At 69.4% G+C, this 17,608-nt stretch carries 14 protein-coding genes; 5 read left to right on the forward strand and 9 right to left on the reverse strand.

Annotation, left to right across the window (positions count from 1 at the left end; all coding sequences use genetic code 11):
• Window positions 1-118: 118 nt before the first annotated feature.
• Window positions 119-1,114: a formylglycine-generating enzyme family protein gene (locus tag KEG38_RS47785; RefSeq protein ID WP_272427616.1), complete on the reverse strand. Its 996-nt coding sequence runs from the start codon at window positions 1,112-1,114 to the stop codon at window positions 119-121.
• Here KEG38_RS47785 and KEG38_RS47790 point away from each other — a divergent pair.
• A complete protein-coding gene (locus KEG38_RS47790) occupies window positions 1,113-1,235 on the forward strand; it encodes a hypothetical protein (RefSeq protein WP_272427618.1) in 123 nt (40 codons plus the stop codon). The genes KEG38_RS47785 and KEG38_RS47790 overlap by 2 nt on opposite strands.
• Here KEG38_RS47790 and KEG38_RS47795 read toward each other — a convergent pair.
• Window positions 1,211-2,938 (reverse strand): hypothetical protein, encoded by a 1,728-nt coding sequence (locus KEG38_RS47795; RefSeq protein ID WP_272427620.1) that lies wholly within the window; start codon window positions 2,936-2,938, stop codon window positions 1,211-1,213. The genes KEG38_RS47790 and KEG38_RS47795 overlap by 25 nt on opposite strands.
• Before the next feature lie 207 nt (window positions 2,939-3,145).
• On the opposite strand from KEG38_RS47795, the gene KEG38_RS47800 reads away from it, so the two are divergent.
• Together KEG38_RS47800 and KEG38_RS47805 are read left to right on the forward strand one after the other, a co-directional pair.
• On the forward strand, window positions 3,146-3,427 hold the full coding sequence (locus KEG38_RS47800; protein ID WP_272427621.1) for a hypothetical protein: 282 nt from the start codon (window positions 3,146-3,148) through the stop codon (window positions 3,425-3,427).
• A 45-nt stretch (window positions 3,428-3,472) separates the two neighbouring features.
• Window positions 3,473-4,654 carry a hypothetical protein gene (locus tag KEG38_RS47805; protein ID WP_272427623.1) on the forward strand — a complete coding sequence of 394 codons (1,182 nt, stop codon included), beginning with the start codon at window positions 3,473-3,475 and terminating at the stop codon, window positions 4,652-4,654.
• A 1-nt stretch (window position 4,655) separates the two neighbouring features.
• Here KEG38_RS47805 and KEG38_RS47810 read toward each other — a convergent pair whose 3' ends face one another.
• The 3 genes from KEG38_RS47810 to KEG38_RS47820 all read right to left on the reverse strand — a co-directional run bounded on the left by KEG38_RS47810 (window position 4,656) and on the right by KEG38_RS47820 (window position 8,866).
• Window positions 4,656-5,801, reverse strand: a complete 1,146-nt coding sequence (locus tag KEG38_RS47810) for a serine/threonine-protein kinase (protein WP_272427624.1) — start codon at window positions 5,799-5,801, stop codon at window positions 4,656-4,658.
• A gap of 69 nt (window positions 5,802-5,870) precedes the next feature.
• Complete coding sequence (locus KEG38_RS47815; RefSeq protein ID WP_272427626.1) at window positions 5,871-7,229, reverse strand: choice-of-anchor L domain-containing protein; 1,359 nt, start codon at window positions 7,227-7,229, stop codon at window positions 5,871-5,873.
• Between the two features lie 14 nt (window positions 7,230-7,243).
• Window positions 7,244-8,866 carry a hypothetical protein gene (locus KEG38_RS47820; RefSeq protein WP_272427628.1) on the reverse strand — a complete coding sequence of 541 codons (1,623 nt, stop codon included), beginning with the start codon at window positions 8,864-8,866 and terminating at the stop codon, window positions 7,244-7,246.
• 240 nt (window positions 8,867-9,106) lie between these two features.
• Between KEG38_RS47820 and KEG38_RS47825 the strand changes: the two genes are divergently transcribed.
• Both KEG38_RS47825 and KEG38_RS47830 read left to right on the forward strand, forming a co-directional pair.
• A complete protein-coding gene (locus KEG38_RS47825) occupies window positions 9,107-10,948 on the forward strand; it encodes an ABC transporter ATP-binding protein (protein ID WP_272427630.1) in 1,842 nt (613 codons plus the stop codon).
• A gap of 115 nt (window positions 10,949-11,063) precedes the next feature.
• Entirely contained in the window at window positions 11,064-12,404 is a 1,341-nt protein-coding gene (locus KEG38_RS47830) for a cytochrome-c peroxidase (protein ID WP_272427632.1), read from the forward strand.
• A gap of 10 nt (window positions 12,405-12,414) precedes the next feature.
• On the opposite strand, the gene KEG38_RS47835 is transcribed toward KEG38_RS47830, so the two are convergent.
• The 4 genes from KEG38_RS47835 to KEG38_RS47850 are packed head-to-tail and all read right to left on the reverse strand — an operon-like array spanning window position 12,415 to window position 17,569.
• Window positions 12,415-13,926, reverse strand: a complete 1,512-nt coding sequence (locus KEG38_RS47835) for a tetratricopeptide repeat protein (protein WP_272427634.1) — start codon at window positions 13,924-13,926, stop codon at window positions 12,415-12,417.
• Window positions 13,923-14,804: a TolB-like translocation protein gene (locus tag KEG38_RS47840; protein WP_272427635.1), complete on the reverse strand. Its 882-nt coding sequence runs from the start codon at window positions 14,802-14,804 to the stop codon at window positions 13,923-13,925. The genes KEG38_RS47835 and KEG38_RS47840 overlap by 4 nt, the downstream gene beginning before the upstream one ends.
• 33 nt (window positions 14,805-14,837) lie before the next feature.
• On the reverse strand, window positions 14,838-15,710 hold the full coding sequence (locus KEG38_RS47845; protein ID WP_272427637.1) for a hypothetical protein: 873 nt from the start codon (window positions 15,708-15,710) through the stop codon (window positions 14,838-14,840).
• On the reverse strand, window positions 15,707-17,569 hold the full coding sequence (locus KEG38_RS47850) for a hypothetical protein (RefSeq protein ID WP_272427639.1): 1,863 nt from the start codon (window positions 17,567-17,569) through the stop codon (window positions 15,707-15,709). The genes KEG38_RS47845 and KEG38_RS47850 overlap by 4 nt, the downstream gene beginning before the upstream one ends.
• Window positions 17,570-17,608 lie beyond the last annotated feature (39 nt).

Here is a 17,608-nt window from a genome sequence, read left to right on the forward strand (position 1 = left end):
ATACGTTTACCACGGAGCGACGACATACTGAAATGGGCGAAAGGGGAGGAGCGGTCGTTCGAATGACGGCGTAAAATTGAAGATGGGCGGCGGAATGTGAGGCGGGATCCGCGCGGGTTCAGGGGGCCGGGAGGGGATCGGCGCAGCAGCGGAAACCGGTGTTCTTGTTGTAGTGATCTCGCCTGCGATCCACCGACGGAGACACGCAGGAGAGGTAATTCTCCGTGTCCCAGAACGAGCCGCCTCGATCCCGGCACTGATCATCCTTGGGATCGGCGGCGTTGTCGGCGGGCCGGCAAGAGTCCTCCCACTCCCAGACGTTTCCGGACATGTCGAAGAGGCCCGAGAAGCTGCCGCTGCCCTTGCAGTTCGTGGCGGCCTTGACCGGCTCGGGATTGCCGTTGCCGGCGTTCAGGATGCCGTCGAAGTGATCGTCGACGCACCTGGCCTGTTGGTAGTCATCGCCGTACGGATAGTTCGTCTCCCCTTTGTTGGAGCAGGCGTACGTCCACTCGCTCTTCGTGGGATCGTTGAACTCGTCATAGCCGAGCGGCGAGTCGCCGAACCCGCCGCACAGGCGCTTGCCCACGCCCTCGCAGAACGCGCGTGCATCGCACCAGTCGACGCAGGCCACGGGGTAGGTTGGCTTTCCAATGGGATCGTAATGGCTCGCGTTGCACTGATTGCCGCTCGACCGCGGTACATACGTGGTTTTCCAGCCGCACGCGGGATCTTGGCTGTTCGGTATCGGGTTCGTCAGGAGCCACTCCGAATACTGCAGGCTCGTCACCTCGGTCGCGTCGATGCAATAAGCCCCCGTGGGCCCCTGCACGAGCACCATCGGCCCGCCGGTCGTGGGACATGCCTCCCCTGCCCCGCCCGATCCGCCCATCCCGCCCGACCCGCCGGCACCGGCGCTGCCTCCGCTTCCGCTACTGCTTCCGCTACTGCTTCCGCTGCTGCTTCCGCCTCCGCTTCCGCTGCTGCTCCCGCCCATGCCGGCGCCGCCGCCTTCTCCTGCGTGCCCGGCGCTGTAATCGTTGTCGCCCCCCAGGATCTGCACGCACCCCGTGAAGGCGAGCAGCGGGCCCAACGAAAGCCGTCCCCATTTCATGGAAATCCCTTTCCTTCCTGCCGATGACGCCCGCGGCCTCACGCCCGAGCGCCGCATCGCCGAGGAGGCGCGGGCGCTCGGGCGCGAGGCATTACGTCACTTGATGCAGTTCGACTTGTAAACCGGTCCACGGCCCGTGGCGAGGTTCACCGGGATGATGCCGATGGCCAGGGGAATCGCGCTCGAGCAGGCCTCCGGGAACGCGCCCATGTGGATGTCCTGATCGGCGAGCAAGCCCGGCTCGATGACCTCCATCGAGTTCGTCGGGAGGCTGTTCTGCGCGGCCTCCGTGACGTCTTTGATGCATTGCTCGACCGTGTCCACCATCTCCGGGAGCGTGTTCGCCTCGCCCACGCCGCAGGCCGTGAAGACGCTCTCGGCGATCGTCTGCCAGCCCTCGCCGATGATGATGAAGATGTTGAAGTTCGGGTCCGAGTTGAAGCCGTGGCCGTGGACCCAGGTATCGTATCCGACCTTCGAGAAGCCCATGCTGGAGCTCGCGTACATCATCTCGATGACCGGCCCCTCGGGGTTCGGCGGGAGGAGGTAATCGATCGCCTGAATGAGGATCAGGTTGTTGAGGCTCTTGTCGATGGCCTCGATCCATTTGCCATACATCTTGTCGATCATCTGCATCTGGATCATGTTCTGATTGAACATGCCGAGCGTGAGGCTCAAGAAGCCGAAATGGCTCGCGCCGCCGCCGAGCTTCTCGTCGTTGCCCGGAGCCTTGGCCATGAAAACGGGCGCGGCCTCGGCCTTCGCAAGGGCGCTGACGAGCTGCCCCACAGAGCGGCCCGTGGGCGCAATCTGATCGCGGACGAGCGCGGCAAACTTCGTCCTGGTGGCGATCACGCCGTGCGCCGTGGGTTCGAGCGCGACAAACTTCTGCACGGCGGACTCGACGGCGGCGCTCTTCGCCGCGAGCGCGGCCTCGTCCCCGGCCTTCGGCGCACTCGGGTCGATCGAGGCAATCGTGGTCCGGAGGTCGGCGAGCGCGGACCCGAGCGCATCCATGTCGGCGGCGACGGAATCGTCGTCCGGGCTCTTCGCGACGCCCGCCGCCGTGAGCTCGGCGGTCGTGGGATAATCGCCGGGGATCTTGCGCAGGACGTCGGCGAGCTCGGCGTAATGGAGCGGGTCGAGGTCCACAAGGCTCGCGTCGAGCGCGAGGACCGCGTCCTTCAGCACTTGATCGGAGCCGCCGTTCGCCGCGATGACCGCATGCACGCCATTCTGGACGCCCGAAAGGCCCGCGCCCGCCTTCGCGAGCAGCGGCGCAATGGCCTCGTTCAGCACGGAGACGCGTGTCTCGGCCGTGACGGTTTGTCCTTCGACCACGACCTCGCAGCCCACCGTGAAGATGCCCGCCTCGGCGAACGTGTACTTGCCGCCGTTTTCGACGACGCCCGCCTGCGGGGAGATGGTCACCGTCGAGGTGAACGGACCGCCATACGCGATTCCGTCTTTTTGTACGCCGCAGCCGGCCGAAAACGAGCCGCCATTGTCGGCCTCGAGCACGGCGCGGCTCGACGGCATCACCACCGCCGCAAAACCGTTCATGCCGCCGCCGCCCGCGCCTCCGGCGCCGCCCCCGCCGCCCGTGCCTCCTGCACCGCCCGCGCCGCCTTCGCCTCCCATCCCGCCGGAGCCGCCCTCGCCGCCCTCGCCGCCCTGCCCGCCCGCGCCCGCCTGGCCCCCGGATCCGCCGTTCGCGCCCGATCCCCCGGACCCGTCGCCATCGCCTCCACAAGCCACGAGACCGGTCAGCGCCAGAAAAGAAAATGCGGCGAGCTTCGGTCCCCACAAGCGATTCGATTTCATGCGAAGTCCTCCAGTGTGCAAGAGCCCCAAAAAAGAGCGCTCGCGAAAAGGGAGGGGCGAGGATATCACGGAATGCCCTCCCCCCGCGTCACGCAACATGGGATGGGGGCTCAGGTTTGGTGATGAGGGCCACCGTGAAGACCTGAACAAAAAATCACGTCCACAAACTGTGCACACGTTCAGCACAGGAGGTAGGGTGCGATCATCATGATGACGCCCAAGGACATCGCGCCCTACATCCTCCGTGCCCTCGCCGAGGCCCAGACCGAGGGCCGCACCATGGATCTCGAGACGCTCGCGCTCGCCATCAAGGTGCGCCGCGGCGACGTGCGCAAGACCGTGAGCGCCCTCCACCAGGAAGGGCTCGTGGACGCGCTCCGGCTGCGTCTGTCGCTCGCAGGGTTCGCGATCGGATCGGCGCTCCTGACGAAGGAACTGCCCCCGATCCGCCGGCCGAAGCAGGTCGCGCAGAAGGTAGCCGCGGCCTGACGCGCGTTTGCCCCCGCTCCACCGAAAATGCGGTAAGGAGGGGGCATGAAACTGGTTCGAACGCGCGCGATGGCCGCGATCGCGCTCCTCGCAGGGCTCGGGCTCGGGTGCAGCAAGGGCTCGTCGGGGCCGGATCCGGCCGGATCGGCGGCGCCCGCGGAGGCGAAGCCGAGCGCCAAGGGAATCGAGGCCGCCGGGAACGACGCCGCCGTGGTCGAGCTCGCGAAGAAGGTGCTCGGCTGCAAGTGGGGCTCCTACGGGTTCGACTCGATGTGCCCCGAGATGAAGTCGCTCATCGAGAGCGAGCTCATCCGCGAGGGGAAGGCCGACGCGACGTTCGTGAGCTTCCTGGAGGATCCGAACGAGCAGGTGCGCTGGCTCGGCAGCCGCGCGCTCTCGCAGCGCGGAAAGGTGTTCCGCAACGACAAAGCCCTCGCGGAACGCATCGTCGTGGTGGCCGAGGGCGAGACGAGCAAGACCGTGGCGCAGGAGCTCGGCGGGGTCGTCGGCGGGATCAAGCACGCGGACACCGGACTCGGCGAGCGGATCAAGGTCATGGCGAAGGGCCACGCGGTGCAGCAGATGCGCACGAGCCTGCTCGCGCGAATGCTGTTCTCGAACGGCGAGACGCTCTACGAGTTCGTGAAGGACATCGCGACGAACGACAAGGACGCGGTCGTGCGCAAGGCCGCGATGTCGGCCTTCTGGACGGGGACGCCGCCGAGCCGCGCCGCGGATTCATGCAAGATGTGGCTCGGGTTCGTCGACGACGCGGCCGACGACGTGTCGGGCGAGGCGGCGTATCTCACCGCGTTCTACCCGCAAGGCGGCGGGTGCAAGGCGGAGTGGGATCCGCTGCTCGACAAGATCGAGAAGCGCGCGAAGGAAGGGACGATCAAGTCGACGCAGATGGCGTCGGCGCTGTTTTACCTGCACCGACAAACGGGGGCGTCGGACGCGCAAAAGAAGCGGGCGCTCGCCGTGGCGCGCGCGATCCTCAAGAACGAAGCGAACACCGGAATGGCACGCGGCAGGGCGCTCGAGCTCCTCGCGGAGAAGGACCCCGACGGGAAGGCGCTGCTCGAGGATAGGCTGAACAACGACAAGGACGTGTTCGTGAAGCGGCGCGCGAAGGACCTCGTCGACAAGGCGAGCAAGCCGGCGGATGACAAGGCGAAGGCGGCCGAAGCCGACAAGGCCAAGGCAAGCGCGACGAAAAAACCCTGAATCAGCGGCCCGAGGGCGCGTTCGTCGCCGCGCCGGGGGGCGTGGCGGCGGGCGCGGCGGCGGGCGTGGCGGCGGGCGCGGTCTCCTGGCTGCGCTGGAGCAAAAAGAGCACGCCGCCGATGAAGAGGCCCACGGCGAGCGCCGCGGCGCCGACGATCAAAATGGGGTTCGCCCTTGGCTGTGGCGGAGGCTCGGGCGCGGGCGCGAGCGCCTCCGGGGCCTGCGCGTAGACGAGCCGGATCCCCGAGGACAACATCTTCTTGCGCACCGGCGGCGCCGGCGGGAGCACCGAGGCCACGACGCCCGCGACGGCCTCGACGAGATCCTCCATCGACGGGAATCGCTCATCCGGCGATTTCGCGAGCGTGCGCTGAACGATCGCGGCGAGCTCCTCCGGCGCGTCCTCCAGCGGGCGCGGCTCGTCGTTCAGGATCGACGTCACGAGCCCGAGGCCCCCGCCGTCTGTGCGGAAAGGCAGCCGGCCCGCGAGCAATTCGAACGCCATGACGCCCCACGAGAACTGATCGGCGCGCGCGTCGATTTCGTGGCCGAGGAGCTGCTCGGGGGCCATGTACGCGGGCGTGCCGACGATGCTGCCGTCGCCGGTGAGCCGCGACAGACGCGAGACGCCGCTGTCCTGCGTGTTCGTGAGCGCGCCGGGGAGCCTGCGGGCGATGCCGAAATCGAGGACCTTGGCCACGCCGTCCTCGCGAACCATGACGTTCTCGGGCTTGACGTCACGGTGCACGACGCCCACGGCGTGCGCGGCGGCGAGCGCGAGCGCGACCTGGAGGAGGAGCTCGATGCGCTCGCTTTGCGGGATGTCGCGGCCGATCGAGGAGCGCAGCGTCTTGCCGGCGACGAGCTCCATCGCGATGAACGGGACGCCCTCGTGCTCGCCGACGTCGTAGATGGCGACGATGTTCGGGTGCGTGAGAGAGGCCGCGGAGCGCGCCTCGCGGAGCATCCGCGCAACGTTGCGGTCCCAAGCTTCGGACTCCATCTCGGGATCCCGACGCAACACCTTGAGCGCAACTTTGCGCCGGAGGCGCGTGTCCAGCGCGCGGTAGACCTCGCCGGCAGCGCCCTCCCCGAGGCGCTCCTCGATGACGTATCGGTCGAAGGTCTCGGCCGGGGACAGGGACATCGACCGGGGATGGTAGCGCGAAGGACCGCCGCGTGGGAGGCCCAATGCGCCTCCGGTTCGCCACTCGTTTTACTTGGGGATGGGCGCCGTCCCGACGGTCGTGCCGGGCTTCGCGATCCACTGCCAGTTGTCGACGAGGGTCGTCGTGTCGAGGGAGCCGTCGCCCGAGTCGTAGACGGCGAACCGGATCGTGATCTGGTCACCGGGCTTGACGGGGGCCTGGGTCTTCAGCCAGCCGGTCGAGCCGTGGTCCTCTCCTTCGTCGTTGGTGTCGAAGCCGAAGCCGGTGCCGATGAGATCGATGTTGCCGAGGCTGCAGTTGAAGATCTTCCCGCCCGCGGAGCACGGATTCGGCGGGTTTTCCGGACAACCGCAGACCTCGAGCAGCGAGTTGTTGACGCTGACGGGGTTGCCCTGGCTATCGAAGGAGACGTTGCCGTCGTTCTGCCCGGGCGGAATGGGCGTGAGGAGCGCGACGAAGAAGTCGTTGTACGTGCTGCAGATGTACTGCGGCCACTCGTAGGTGTAGAAGTTGAAGTCGAACGAGAAACCATAGGCATTCGAGGGCACGCGGACCACGACCTCGAGCCCGACGACGTCGTACGGCACGCCGCTGCTCGTGCCGGGGCACGCGGGCGACTCTTTGGGGAAGCCCTGCGGGTGGCCGCCGATGTAGTCCTTGATGAAGCCGCTGACCGGTTGGTACCCGGGATCCGTGGGCTGGCGAGCGGTGCCGCTGGAGAGCGCGAGCGCGCGGCTGCCCTTGCGGGTCGTGATGTTGGGGCCGAACCCGCTAAGCAGGCCGTGGCCGAGGTGGAAGTTCAACTCGCTCCCGAACGGGGGCGGCGAGCCGTCCGCCATGGTCCATTGCGCCGAGACCACGCCCCAATCGGCGAAGCCCGACGAGACCTTGCAGAGCTCGACGGCGCGGGCTCCGTCGAGGGGCTCCATGCTATCGATGGCGAGCCCGTCGTCGCAGAGGGAGACGACCACCTCGTCGATGTTGCCGTCGCAGTTCTCGTCGAACGCCTCCTTGCCAGGCTCGGTCGGCACCTCGACGGCGTTCGGGTTGCGGTTCTTGTCGCAATCGTTGCAATCGCCCTCGGTCTCGGTGAACCCGTCGCCGTCGACGTCGTCCTCGCTGCCACCGGGATCGCAGTTGATGATGCCGCCCGAGCCGCCCGAGCCGCCCTGGTTTCCGGCGTCGAACCCGAGATCGTCGCCGCCCATGCCCGTGCCGCCCTGGCCGGCGCCGCCCTGGCCCGTGTTGCCGCCGCTGCCGCCATCGCCGCCGTTCCCGTCGAACACCGTGCCGCCGCCGATCGCCGAGCACGCGGAGGGCGCGAGGGGCGCGAGGAGGGCGACGGAGAGCGCCGCGAGGGTGACGCGCCGAGGGGCCGTATCGAAGAGACGCATTCGTTCGCGCATGTCGGACTCCTGAGTCAAAAAGCTATGCAGATCTTGTCGCTGAGGCCGAGATCGATGCAGGTGTACCCCGGGCGGCACTGGTCGTCGGTCTGGCAGGTGCGCATGCAGGTGCCGGCGCCGCTCGGGAAGAAGAGCCAGTTCGAGCAGATCGATCCGGGGCTGCAATCGTCCGCGAAGTAGCAGAATTCGGTGCAGTAGCCGCCCGGATATCCGAACCAGTCCTGCGAGAGGCAGAGCGGATCGTTCTGCCCGGCGTAACACTCGTTCGATTTCGTGCAGGGCAGGCCGGGGGACTTCGAGCCGGGCTTGCAGGCCGGCGTGGCCTGGCAGCCCGGGTCCTCGCAATCGATGAGGTTGTTGTTGTCGTCGTCCTGGTGGTTCGTGCAGTTCGCCTCGGGCCCCTGACGGCACACCTTCGTCGGGTGACCTTCGTCGGCGCAGGCATACCCGACGCGGCAATCGGCGTCGGTCACGCAGCCGTCGAGGCAGAGGCCGTGCACGCTGCCGAAGCCGAGATCGACGCAATAGCCATCGCCAGGGCAGTCCTGCGCGGCGAGGTCGCACCACTCGGTGCAATACCCGTCGGGAAAACCCTGCCAGCTCTCGAGGCAGGCCGGGTCATTCGCGTTCGCGGCGCAATCGGAGGGGAGGAAACAAGCCTCGCCGAGCAAGCCGACGCCCGGCTGGCATTCGGGCGTCGCCTGGCATTGCGTGGTGTCGTCGCAATCAACGTAGCCGTCGATGTCGTCGTCCCAGAAATCGCTGCAGAAATTCTCGGGCTTGGGCATCTCCACGTTGAGATCGAAGAAGCCCGAGCCGCCCGCGGAGCCGTCGACGACGACGTAGATCTTCTGGCCCTGGACGACCTCGACCGCGACCGTGTCGCCCTTGCCGCCATCAAAGTTGCCGTCGTTGTTGCAGGCGATCTCGCTCGCGGGATCGCCGCAGGTCGTGCGGAGCGAGACGCTGAAATCGCTGGACGAGCCATGCACGGTGGCCACGAACCTGCCGGTCTCCGGCATCACGACCTCGAAGATGGCCTCGGGGCCGCTCACGGGCGAGCAGGAGGCGGACTGGAGGTTCGGCCGGCCCGAGGAGTCACCGTTGAAGTAGCCCGGGATGACGAGCGATTTCGGCGCGAAACACGAGTCGAGGCACCCGGCATCCATGAAGCACGTGTCGTCCGCGCAATCCATGAGGCCGTCCTCATCGTTGTCCTTGTAATCGCCGCAGAGCTCCTTGGGGACGCAGTTGCTCGCGACGATGCCGCAGAACGGATTGCATATCAGGTCGCCCGAACCGAGGCCGATGCTCGCGCAGGTCTTGCCGCCGAAATCCGAGCCGTCGCATTGCTCGCCCGGATCCATCATGCCATTGCCGCAGTTCGGGTTGCCGCCCGTACCGGAGCTCGCGCTGGAGCTCGACGCCTCGCCCGCGGCGCCGTCGCCGCCCGCGCCACCCATGCCCCCGGCGCCGCCTTGTCCCCCCACGCCGCCCGTGCCGCCCGCGCCGCCCGCGCTGAGGGTCCCGCCCGCGCCACCACCTCCGCCGGGGCCGCTGCCCCCGCTGCCCCCGCTGCCGCCCGAGGCCTCGTTGACCGCGCCCGTCGCGCAAGCCGACGTACACACCACCGCCACGAGGGCGACCCCCAACCTTTGCCAGCGTCCACGCATCGTTTTCGCCCCGGCGTCTTGTCGTGTCGTAAAAAGCAAGTAAGCAGCGCCTAGGGCCGAGCGAACGATCCCAGCGCTGGTCGCCAGCTTGACCATGACGGCCCCCGGACGTCAACAGCTGGCATGTGCTCGGTCCTGCTCGACCAGGGCGTGCAAGGAACCGTACGGGCGGTTTGGCAAGGGGCGCGCAACAATGGGGCGGCGATGGCCGAGCCGAATCCGAAGCCGAACCTCCTCGTCCGCCTGCGCGGGAGCTTCGAGCATACGCCGCGCACGCTCCTCTTGCTGTTCCGGTCGGCCAAGCTCGCGACGATCACGCTCTTCGTGCTGACCCTTGCCGCCGCGGTGCTGCCGCTCGGCGTCGCGTACGCGGGCAAGGCGATCGTGGACGCGGTGGCCGCGCATTCCCGCGAGGCGACGCTGCGCTGGGTGCTCGTCGAGCTCGCGCTCGTGGCGGCGCTCGCGCTCGTGCAGCGCGGGATGGGGCTGCTCCGCTCGCTCATCGGGGCACGGCTCGGGCTCGACATCAACGGCGCGATCCTGGAGAAGGCGCTCACGCTGGAGCTCCGGCACTTCGAGGAGCCGCAGGTCTACGATCAGCTCACGCGGGCGCGGCGCGAGGCCTCGTCGAGGCCGCTCGCGATGGTGACCGAGACGTTCGGGATCGTGCAGAGCCTGGTGACGCTCGCGGGCTACGGGGCGCTCCTGTTCCGGTGGAGCGGGTTCGCGGTGCTCGCGCTCGCGCTCGCGTCGCTGCCCGGGGCGATCGCGGAGGTGAAGCTCGGCAACCTCGCGTTCCGGCTGCGCAACTGGCGCTCGCCCGAGGCGCGGAAGCTCAACTACCTGGAGTACGTCCTCGCGAACGACGCGCACGCGAAAGAGGTCAAACTCTTCGGGATCGGGCAGGTCCTGCTCGAGCGGTACCGCGCGCTCGGGGAAAAGTTTTACCGCGAGGATCGGGCGCTCGCGGTGCAGCGCGCGGGCCTCGGCTGGGGTTTGTCGCTGCTCGGCACGGGCGCGTTTTACGCCTGCTACGCGTCGATGGCGCTCGGCGCGGCGAGGGGCGATCTCACGCTCGGCGACCTCGTGCTCTACGGCATCTCGTTCCGCCAGGGCCAGCAGGCGTTCCAGTCGATCCTGTCGTCGCTCGGCGGCATGTACGAGCACAACCTGTACATGTCGAACCTGTTCTCCTACCTCGCGATCCCCACGAACGACGGGGCGAGTGCGCCGAAGATCGCGCTCCCCGACGCGGCGAAACGCGAGGTCGAAGGAGATGAGGCGGGACGCGAGCAAGGCATCCGCTTCGAGGGCGTGAGCTTCCGGTACCCGGGGCAGGAGAAGCTCGCGCTCGCGAAGCTCGATCTGTTCGTGCCGCGCGGGCAGAGCGTGGCGCTCGTGGGGCACAACGGCGCGGGCAAGACGACGCTGATCAAGCTGCTCACGCGGCTCTACGCGCCGACCGAAGGGCGCATCCTGCTCGATGGGAAAGATCTCGCCGCGTGGGATCTCGACGCGCTCCGGCGGCGCATCGGCGTCGTGTTCCAGGACTACAACCGGTATCAGCTCACGGCGCGGGAGAACGTCGGCTTCGGAAGCACGCCGCACATGGAGGACGCGGATCGGCTCTCGCGGGCGATCACGCGTGGCGGGGCCGAAGAGGTGCTCGCGACGCTGCCGAGTGGGCTCGATACGCAGCTCGGACGGTGGTTCAAGGACGGGACGGAGCTCAGCGGCGGGCAGTGGCAGAAGGTGGCGCTCGCGCGGGCGTTCATGCGCGAAGAGGCCGATGTGCTCGTGCTCGACGAGCCCACGGCGGCGCTCGATGCGGAGGCGGAGCACGCGGTCTTCGAGCGGTTCCGCAAGCTCGCCGAGGGACGGACGACGTTCGTCGTGTCGCACCGGTTCCCGACGGTGCGCATGGCGGATCGGATCCTCGTGATCGACGGCGGCCGCGTGATCGAGGAGGGAACGCACGCCGAGCTCGTCGCGAAGGACGGGCGGTACGCGCGGATGTTCGCGCTTCAGGCCGAAGGGTACCGTTAGGGAACGTCGTCAAAACCGGCCCGCGCGCGACGAACCGCTATCGCCGCCTCTCCGCGTTCGTTACGATGCTCGGGCACGAGGGGGGAGCGCGCGGCACGCGTGCGAGGAGGTTTCCATGCGAGCGCGAACAGGGATTTGGTTGTGCGTGGTGATGGCGGCGGCGGCCCTGGGCGGCTGCGAGGACGAGAGCGAGGAGCTCGTCGACGGGCATTTCACGCCGGAGGACTGGACGGAGATCCAGAAGCTTTCGCCGCTCCCGCCGCTCGAGGCGGATACGACGAACGCCTTTGCGGACAACCCCAAGGCGGCGGAGCTCGGGCAACGGCTCTTCTACGAGAAGGGCTACTCCGGGCCAATCAAGGTGGCGAACGATCTCGGGAACGTGGGCGAAACGGGCAAGGTCTCGTGCGAGAGTTGCCACATCAAGACGGACTGGTTCGTCGACACGCGTTCGAAGCCGGCGAACACGTCGATCGCGATCGAGCCGTTCATCCGCAACGCGCCGACGCTGGTGAACGTCGCGACGTACACGGACTGGTTCGGCTGGGTCGGCTACAACGACAACCTCTGGGGCAAGTGCCTCGTCCCGGCCGAGTTCGTCATGGGCACGGATCGCTCGGGCATCGTGCACTTCCTCTACCAGCAGCCGGACTACCGCGCGGCGTACAACGATCTCTTCGAGCCGGACCTCGATCCGGCGCTCGATCCGATGCATCCGGACGCTTCACGCTTCCCGATGATCGCGTCGCCGACGGTCGCGCCCGACGTGTGGCAGAGCATGCCGGCGGAGGATCGCGCCGTGATCAACCGCGCCTACGCGAACTTCGGCAAGGCGCTCGCGGCGTACCTCAGGCTGCTCCAGAGCGGCAATGCGCCGTTCGATCGGTACGTGGCCGGGGACGTGTCGGCGATCAGCGAGAGCGCCAAGCGCGGGCTCGGGCTCTTCGTGGGGAAGGCGGCGTGCGTCGCATGCCACGCGGGCCCGACGTTCAGCGACAACGACTTCCACGTGACGGGCGTGCCGCAGATCGGCGAGCACGTGCTTCCGCCGGACATGGGCGGTGATCCGGGGCGGTTCCAGGCGCTCGACGTCTACTTCGGCTGGGACTTCAGCACGAAGGGCATCTACAACGACGACCCGAGCATCGACCGCAGCAAGGGCGTGACGAAGGACGAGAAGCTGCTCGGCGCGTTCCGCACGAAGGGCCTGCGCACGGTGGCGAAGACGGGGCCGTTCATGCACACGGGGCATCTCGCGACGCTGCGCGAGGTGGTCGAGTTCTACAACGTGGGCGGCGCCGACAAGGACTTCGCGGGCACGAAGGATCCGCTCATGGTGCCGCTGAACCTCACGCCGCAGGAGATCGACGACATCGTCGCGTTCCTGGAGACGCTGACGGGCGATCCGATCCCCGAAGCGCTGCTCGTCGACACGTCGTTCGGTTCCACGAAGTAAAACCTCATCCCTAGCGTCCTTCGAGGAGGGCCTTCGCTTCGGGATCCCCGGGGCGGTAGCGGAGCCACGCGCGCGTGGCGGCGAGGGCTGCGTCCGGCCTTCCCGCGGCGCGCTCCGCGGCGGCGAGGGCTTTCCACACGATCGGATGCGGCAAGAGGCGCGCGGCTTCGCGCAGTTTGTCCGCGGCCTCGCGCGGATCGCCGGATTCGAGGAGGAGGCGGCCTTCGAGGTGAAGGAGGCGGGCTCGATCGAAGGGAAACGCGAGCGCCGCGCGCGTGTGGCGGAGCGCGGTGCGTGTGTCGCCCGAGGTCGTCGCCGTGCGGATGGCCTCGCGGTGGTGGTAGGCCGAGAGGAACTGCGCGAAGGCCACGAGGGCCCAGGCGAGCGCACACGCGAGGCCCACGTGCGCGAGGTTCCACGATGCGCGCGAGGCAACCCGCGGACGGAAGGTGCAAGCGAGCACGAGGATCGCCGCGATCCACGTCGCCGGCGAGGCCGCGAGCCCGGCGCCGAGCGCGAGCAGGGCGAAGGCGATCCACGCGGCGCGAAGCTCGGCGCGGGGCAAGGCGGGCGCGAGGCGGAGGCGCTTTCGCGCGAGGAAGAGCGCGAGCGCTGTGGGGAGGAGGCCGAAGGCGAGGACGAGCGCGGCGACGTCGTCGTGCGGGTGCTCGGGGAAGGTCCAGAACCGCGCGGCGTCGGGGTGCGCGGCGAGGTGATCGGCTTGCCAGTCGAGGAAGCGCGGGGCGATCGCGTCGGGGCCGACGCCGAGCAGCAAGGCTTTCCCCCACAGACCTCGCGCGTGGACGGCGACGAGGTAAAGGCGGCCCTCGACGGCGCGGACGAACCCCTCGGATGTGAGCGCGATCGGGACGAGCGCGAGGCCCGCGAGGGGCGCGGCGAGCGCGGCACGCGGGACGAGCAGGAGCACCTCGGCGGCGAGCGCGAGGGCGGCGAGGTGCGAGCGGCAGAGGAGGATGGTTGCGGCACCAAGGATCAGCGCGAGCGTGGCTTCGATCCGATCGGCGCGCCGCGTGGCCGATGCGCGATCGGCGGCGCAGAGCGGGAGCACGAGCAGCAGGAACGCGGCGAGATGGTTCGGATTGCCGAACGTGCCGACGAGCACGGGGTACGGCAGGCGGAAGGCGCCGGTATCGAAGGGAACGAGGCCGAGCGCGCCCGCGAGGGCGAGCGAGCTCGCGGCAAGGACGGCGCGACGCGCGAGGCGGAAGGCGAAAGCGCGATCCTCGGCGAAGAGCTCCGAGAGCGCGCCGAACACGCTTGGAGCTGAAACGACGGCGAGGATCTCCCAAGGTGCAGCGGGCCAGACGAGCAGCGCGAGCAGGCCGAGCGCGAGCGCGAGCGTCGCGACGAGCGAAGGCGCGCCCCACGCGCAGAGCGGGAGCGCGAGCGCGAGCACGAGCGTCTTCTGCGGCCGGAGGTCGACGGTCAGCGGCGAGGTCGCGAGCGGCAGGAGGACGAGCAGGACGACCGCGGCCGCGCGTTTTGCGGCGGACCGGGTCAAGGAGTGTCGAGCTGGCGCACGCCGACGAGGCCCGCGCCGCCGCGCTGGGAGAAGTACACGACGAACTTGCCGTCCGGGGACAAACACGGCTGGACGGCGCCACGATCCCCGGGCCACGCGAGGTTCCAGGGCTCCGCCGTGACGATGGCGTGGCGGCCGCCGGTCGCAGCGTCGACCACGAAGATCTGATCGCCGCGCTGCTCGACGCGTCGATCGCCCACCTTCGAGGGGCACTGATCGGCGAGCGGCGCGGCCGGCGCTTTCCACGAGTCTTCCGGGCCCGAGATGCGCTTCGGCTTCGGGCTGCGCAGATCCCAGCTCATCCATCCCTCGTACTCGGGGAAGCCGGAGAAGAAGATCACGCCGCCGTCCTTGGCGGCCCGCGTGTGGTAGGCGCCGTGCGCGAGCGCGCGGCGCGCGCGTTTGCCGAGGTCGAGCAGGTAGATGCCCTGGCCCGCGTCGTCGCACTCGTAGGTCGAACAGCCGAAGGCCATCTGATCGTCGGAGAGCCACACCGGGTGATAGCCGGGTCCCTCGTGGACACGCGTGCGCTTGCCGGTCTCCACGTGCACGACGTCGATGCCGGCCTGGCCAGCCGGCGCAGGCGTGTGGAGGTAGTTCACCTGGTTGGCGATGGCGAGGCGGACGCCGTCGGGCGCCCACGCGACGGTGGGCGTGTCGCCGAAGATGGCCCACTCGAGATCGCCACGCGCGACGAACTTCGGTGCCGGGGGTTCGGCCGAGGCCGTGGCCGCGGGCGGCGTGTCGACGACGACGAGCACGGAGCCGGGATCAGCGACCGTCGTGGTGCCGGAAGGCGGAGGCGCGGCGCTGCACGCGGCGGCAAGGAGGGGCGCGAGGAGCAGGGCGTGGCGCATCGGGAGGGAGCTTGCGTGATGCGCGCGCCGGGATCAATCGAAGGGCTCGATCCGCGGGTGGTGGGGACGGCGATGCGGGAAGTGGCGCGGGATGGGAACGGGCTGCATCCGCGACTCGGAGAGGAGCGCGAGCGAGGGTCGCGCCTCGCCGGGAAGCCTGCTCGCCTCGGCACGAACGACGTGCCCACGCGCGTTGGCCGAGTAGCCGAGGACCGTAGCGTCGACGCCGTCCGCGCCGGGATCGAGCTCCATGCGGAAGAACGTCTGCTCGCCAACGGCGACGTTCTGGATGCGATCGAGCGGGGCATCGCCGAAGGTGCGCGCAGCGGCGACGGTGAGGGACTCGACGCGACAAACCACGGAGAAGCCTGCGCTCGTGCCCTCGAACGCCTTGCAAACGTGGCGGCCCTCGGCCTCCTCCGCGACGGCCGCAAGGAGCGCCTTGGGATGGAGCGTGGCGGACATGGGACGGCCATCACCTTGCAGGGAGATCACGGCCTCGCCGCGGAGCGTCTCCAGCGTGCTGCGGTCGGTCGTCTCCCAGGTGATCGGCTGCGCAGGATCGACGGCGAGGGACGCCTCGTTCGAGCCGAGGACACGTTTGTCCCCCTGGACGATCGTGACGAGGTGGCGCGGACGAACCACGGAGACCGTGACGAGCTGTCGCGGACGAACCACGGAGACCGTGACGATCTGGCCCGCGCGTTTGCCGAGAAGGACGCGCATGCCCTCGGGCAGCGCGGGAGGCTCGGAAGCGGCAGCGGGCGCGGCAGCGGGCGCGGCAGCGGGCGCGGCAGCGGGCGCGGCAGCGGGCGCGGGCGCAGCAGCGGCCTCGGACGCGGGCTCCGCGGAGCTGGACGAGAACAGGAACGCGGCGGCGAGCAGGGGCAGGGCGTACGTCTTCACAGGGTCCTCAGGAAGGCGAGCAGGGCGGCGCGGTCTTCGGTGGTGAGCTGGCTCGTCTGGCCCATGCGATCGAGGTTGTCGTCGAGCAGGGCCTCGAGCGTCGGGTAACGGCCGTCGTGGAAGTACGGCGCGGAGCCTTCGAGCATGGCGAGCGGCGGCGTGCGGAACGCAGCGTGGGACTCGTCCTTCGCGCGCGAGCCGACGTCGTGCACGACGCGATCACTCGTCCCCTGCTCGAGCCCGTGGCAGCCGTTGCAGCCGAGCTTTTCCGAGGTGTAGAGGTCACGCCCGCGCCGGGCGAGCGCCTCCTCGCCCGGGTCCTTCGTCTCGCGGTGCGGCACGAAGAGCCCTTCGCGGAGGTACTTCGCGAGCGCTGCGAGATCCTCGGCCGGCAAGCCCGAGCCGCCGAGGCGGGTGAGTGTCTCGGCGATGTTGTCTTCGAGCTTCGCGTGCATGCCGTGCCAGCCGTAGGGCCCACGCTCGACGCGGCCCGCGAGCGCCATCGTTTGTCGCGGGCCGTCGCCGAGCCGCCACACGATGCCGTCCTCGCGCCCCTCGGGGTGACAGCTCGCGCAGGCGCGGCCGTCGCGCGAGATGCGGCGGTCGCCCTCGGCGTGGAACAGGCGCCGGCCGCGCGCGAGGTCTTCGCGGAGCGGATCGGTCGCGACGGGAAGCGTGTCCACGGCGCCCGACGCGAGGCTCACGACGGAGAGGTCGTGCGAGCGCTGGTTCCAGACGACCGCGATCGCCGTGCGGGGATCGACTTCGACGCCGGAAGGACCTTCGCCCACGTGGAAAGCGCGCCGCGGGGCGAGCGCCGGATCGAGCGAGCGCGCGTCGAGCTCGACGAGCTCGCCCGTGCCGTGCGAGACGACGAACAGCGCGTTACCGAGCACCGCCGCAGCGCGCGCTTGCCGCGCGGGAGAGCCCGCCGGCGCGACGGCGCTCGCCGAGAAGGCGTTGGCCGCGATGTTGACGAAGTTCTTCTGCGCGGCACCGCCGTCAGCGCCGAGCGTGCGTTCGCGCGCCACGTCGACCACCGCGACGGTCGGGACCGAGGTGTCCTCCTCGATCGAGACGCCGCCATAACCGCCCGCGACGACCCGCGTCGTGCTCTCGCCGTTCTGCACGACGAGGTGCGGGACGAAGAGGCGCGTGCCGCTCTCGTTCAGCACGGCGACGTACGCGAGCGACGAGGTCGGGTGCTGGGTGTTCGCTCCGACCATCGCGTCGACGCGGTTCCGGTAGCTGCCGCCGAGCGCGCGCACGGAGCGAACGACCGGCGCTTCGCCCGCGTCGCCGCCGTCGAGGTCCACGACGGAGAGGGCGTCGCCCGCGGCATGCGTGACGAACGCGCGGCGGCCATCAGGCGTGACGGTGATGCCACGAGGCTCGCGCGGCAGGCGCAAGGAGAAGCGGGTCGCGAGGGACTCGGCGTCGAGCGCGGTGAGGGCGCGGCCGTACGCAGAGGTGACGAGCAACGCGCCGCGCGGGCCAACGGCGAGGCTCCAGGGTTCGGCCGGGACGACCGCCCGCGCAGCGACGGTCCCCTCGCCCGCCGCGTCGACATCGAGGACACGCACCTCGTTGCAGGCGCGCAGGCTCACGGCGACCCGATCCTCGGCGAGCACGAGGACCTCGGCAGGCGCGCAGCCGAGCGGGGTCGTCGCGACCGAGCCGCTCACGAGATCGACGCGGTGGAGCGCTTCGTTGTCAGCGTCGGCGACGTACGCGACGAGGGCGTCGCGATCGAGTGCGACCGCGCCGCTCCGCGCGGGAGCAGCGGCGGCAGCGGCGGGCGCGGCGAGCAAGGCGGCGAAGAGGCCGAACGAGGCCAAGGAGCAGCGGTGCGGGCGCATGGGGTGGGGCTCGTAGACGCACAAGCCGTCCGAAAGATT

This window comes from Polyangium jinanense (genome assembly GCF_028435265.1).
Lineage (GTDB): Bacteria > Myxococcota_A > Polyangia > Polyangiales > Polyangiaceae > Polyangium > Polyangium jinanense.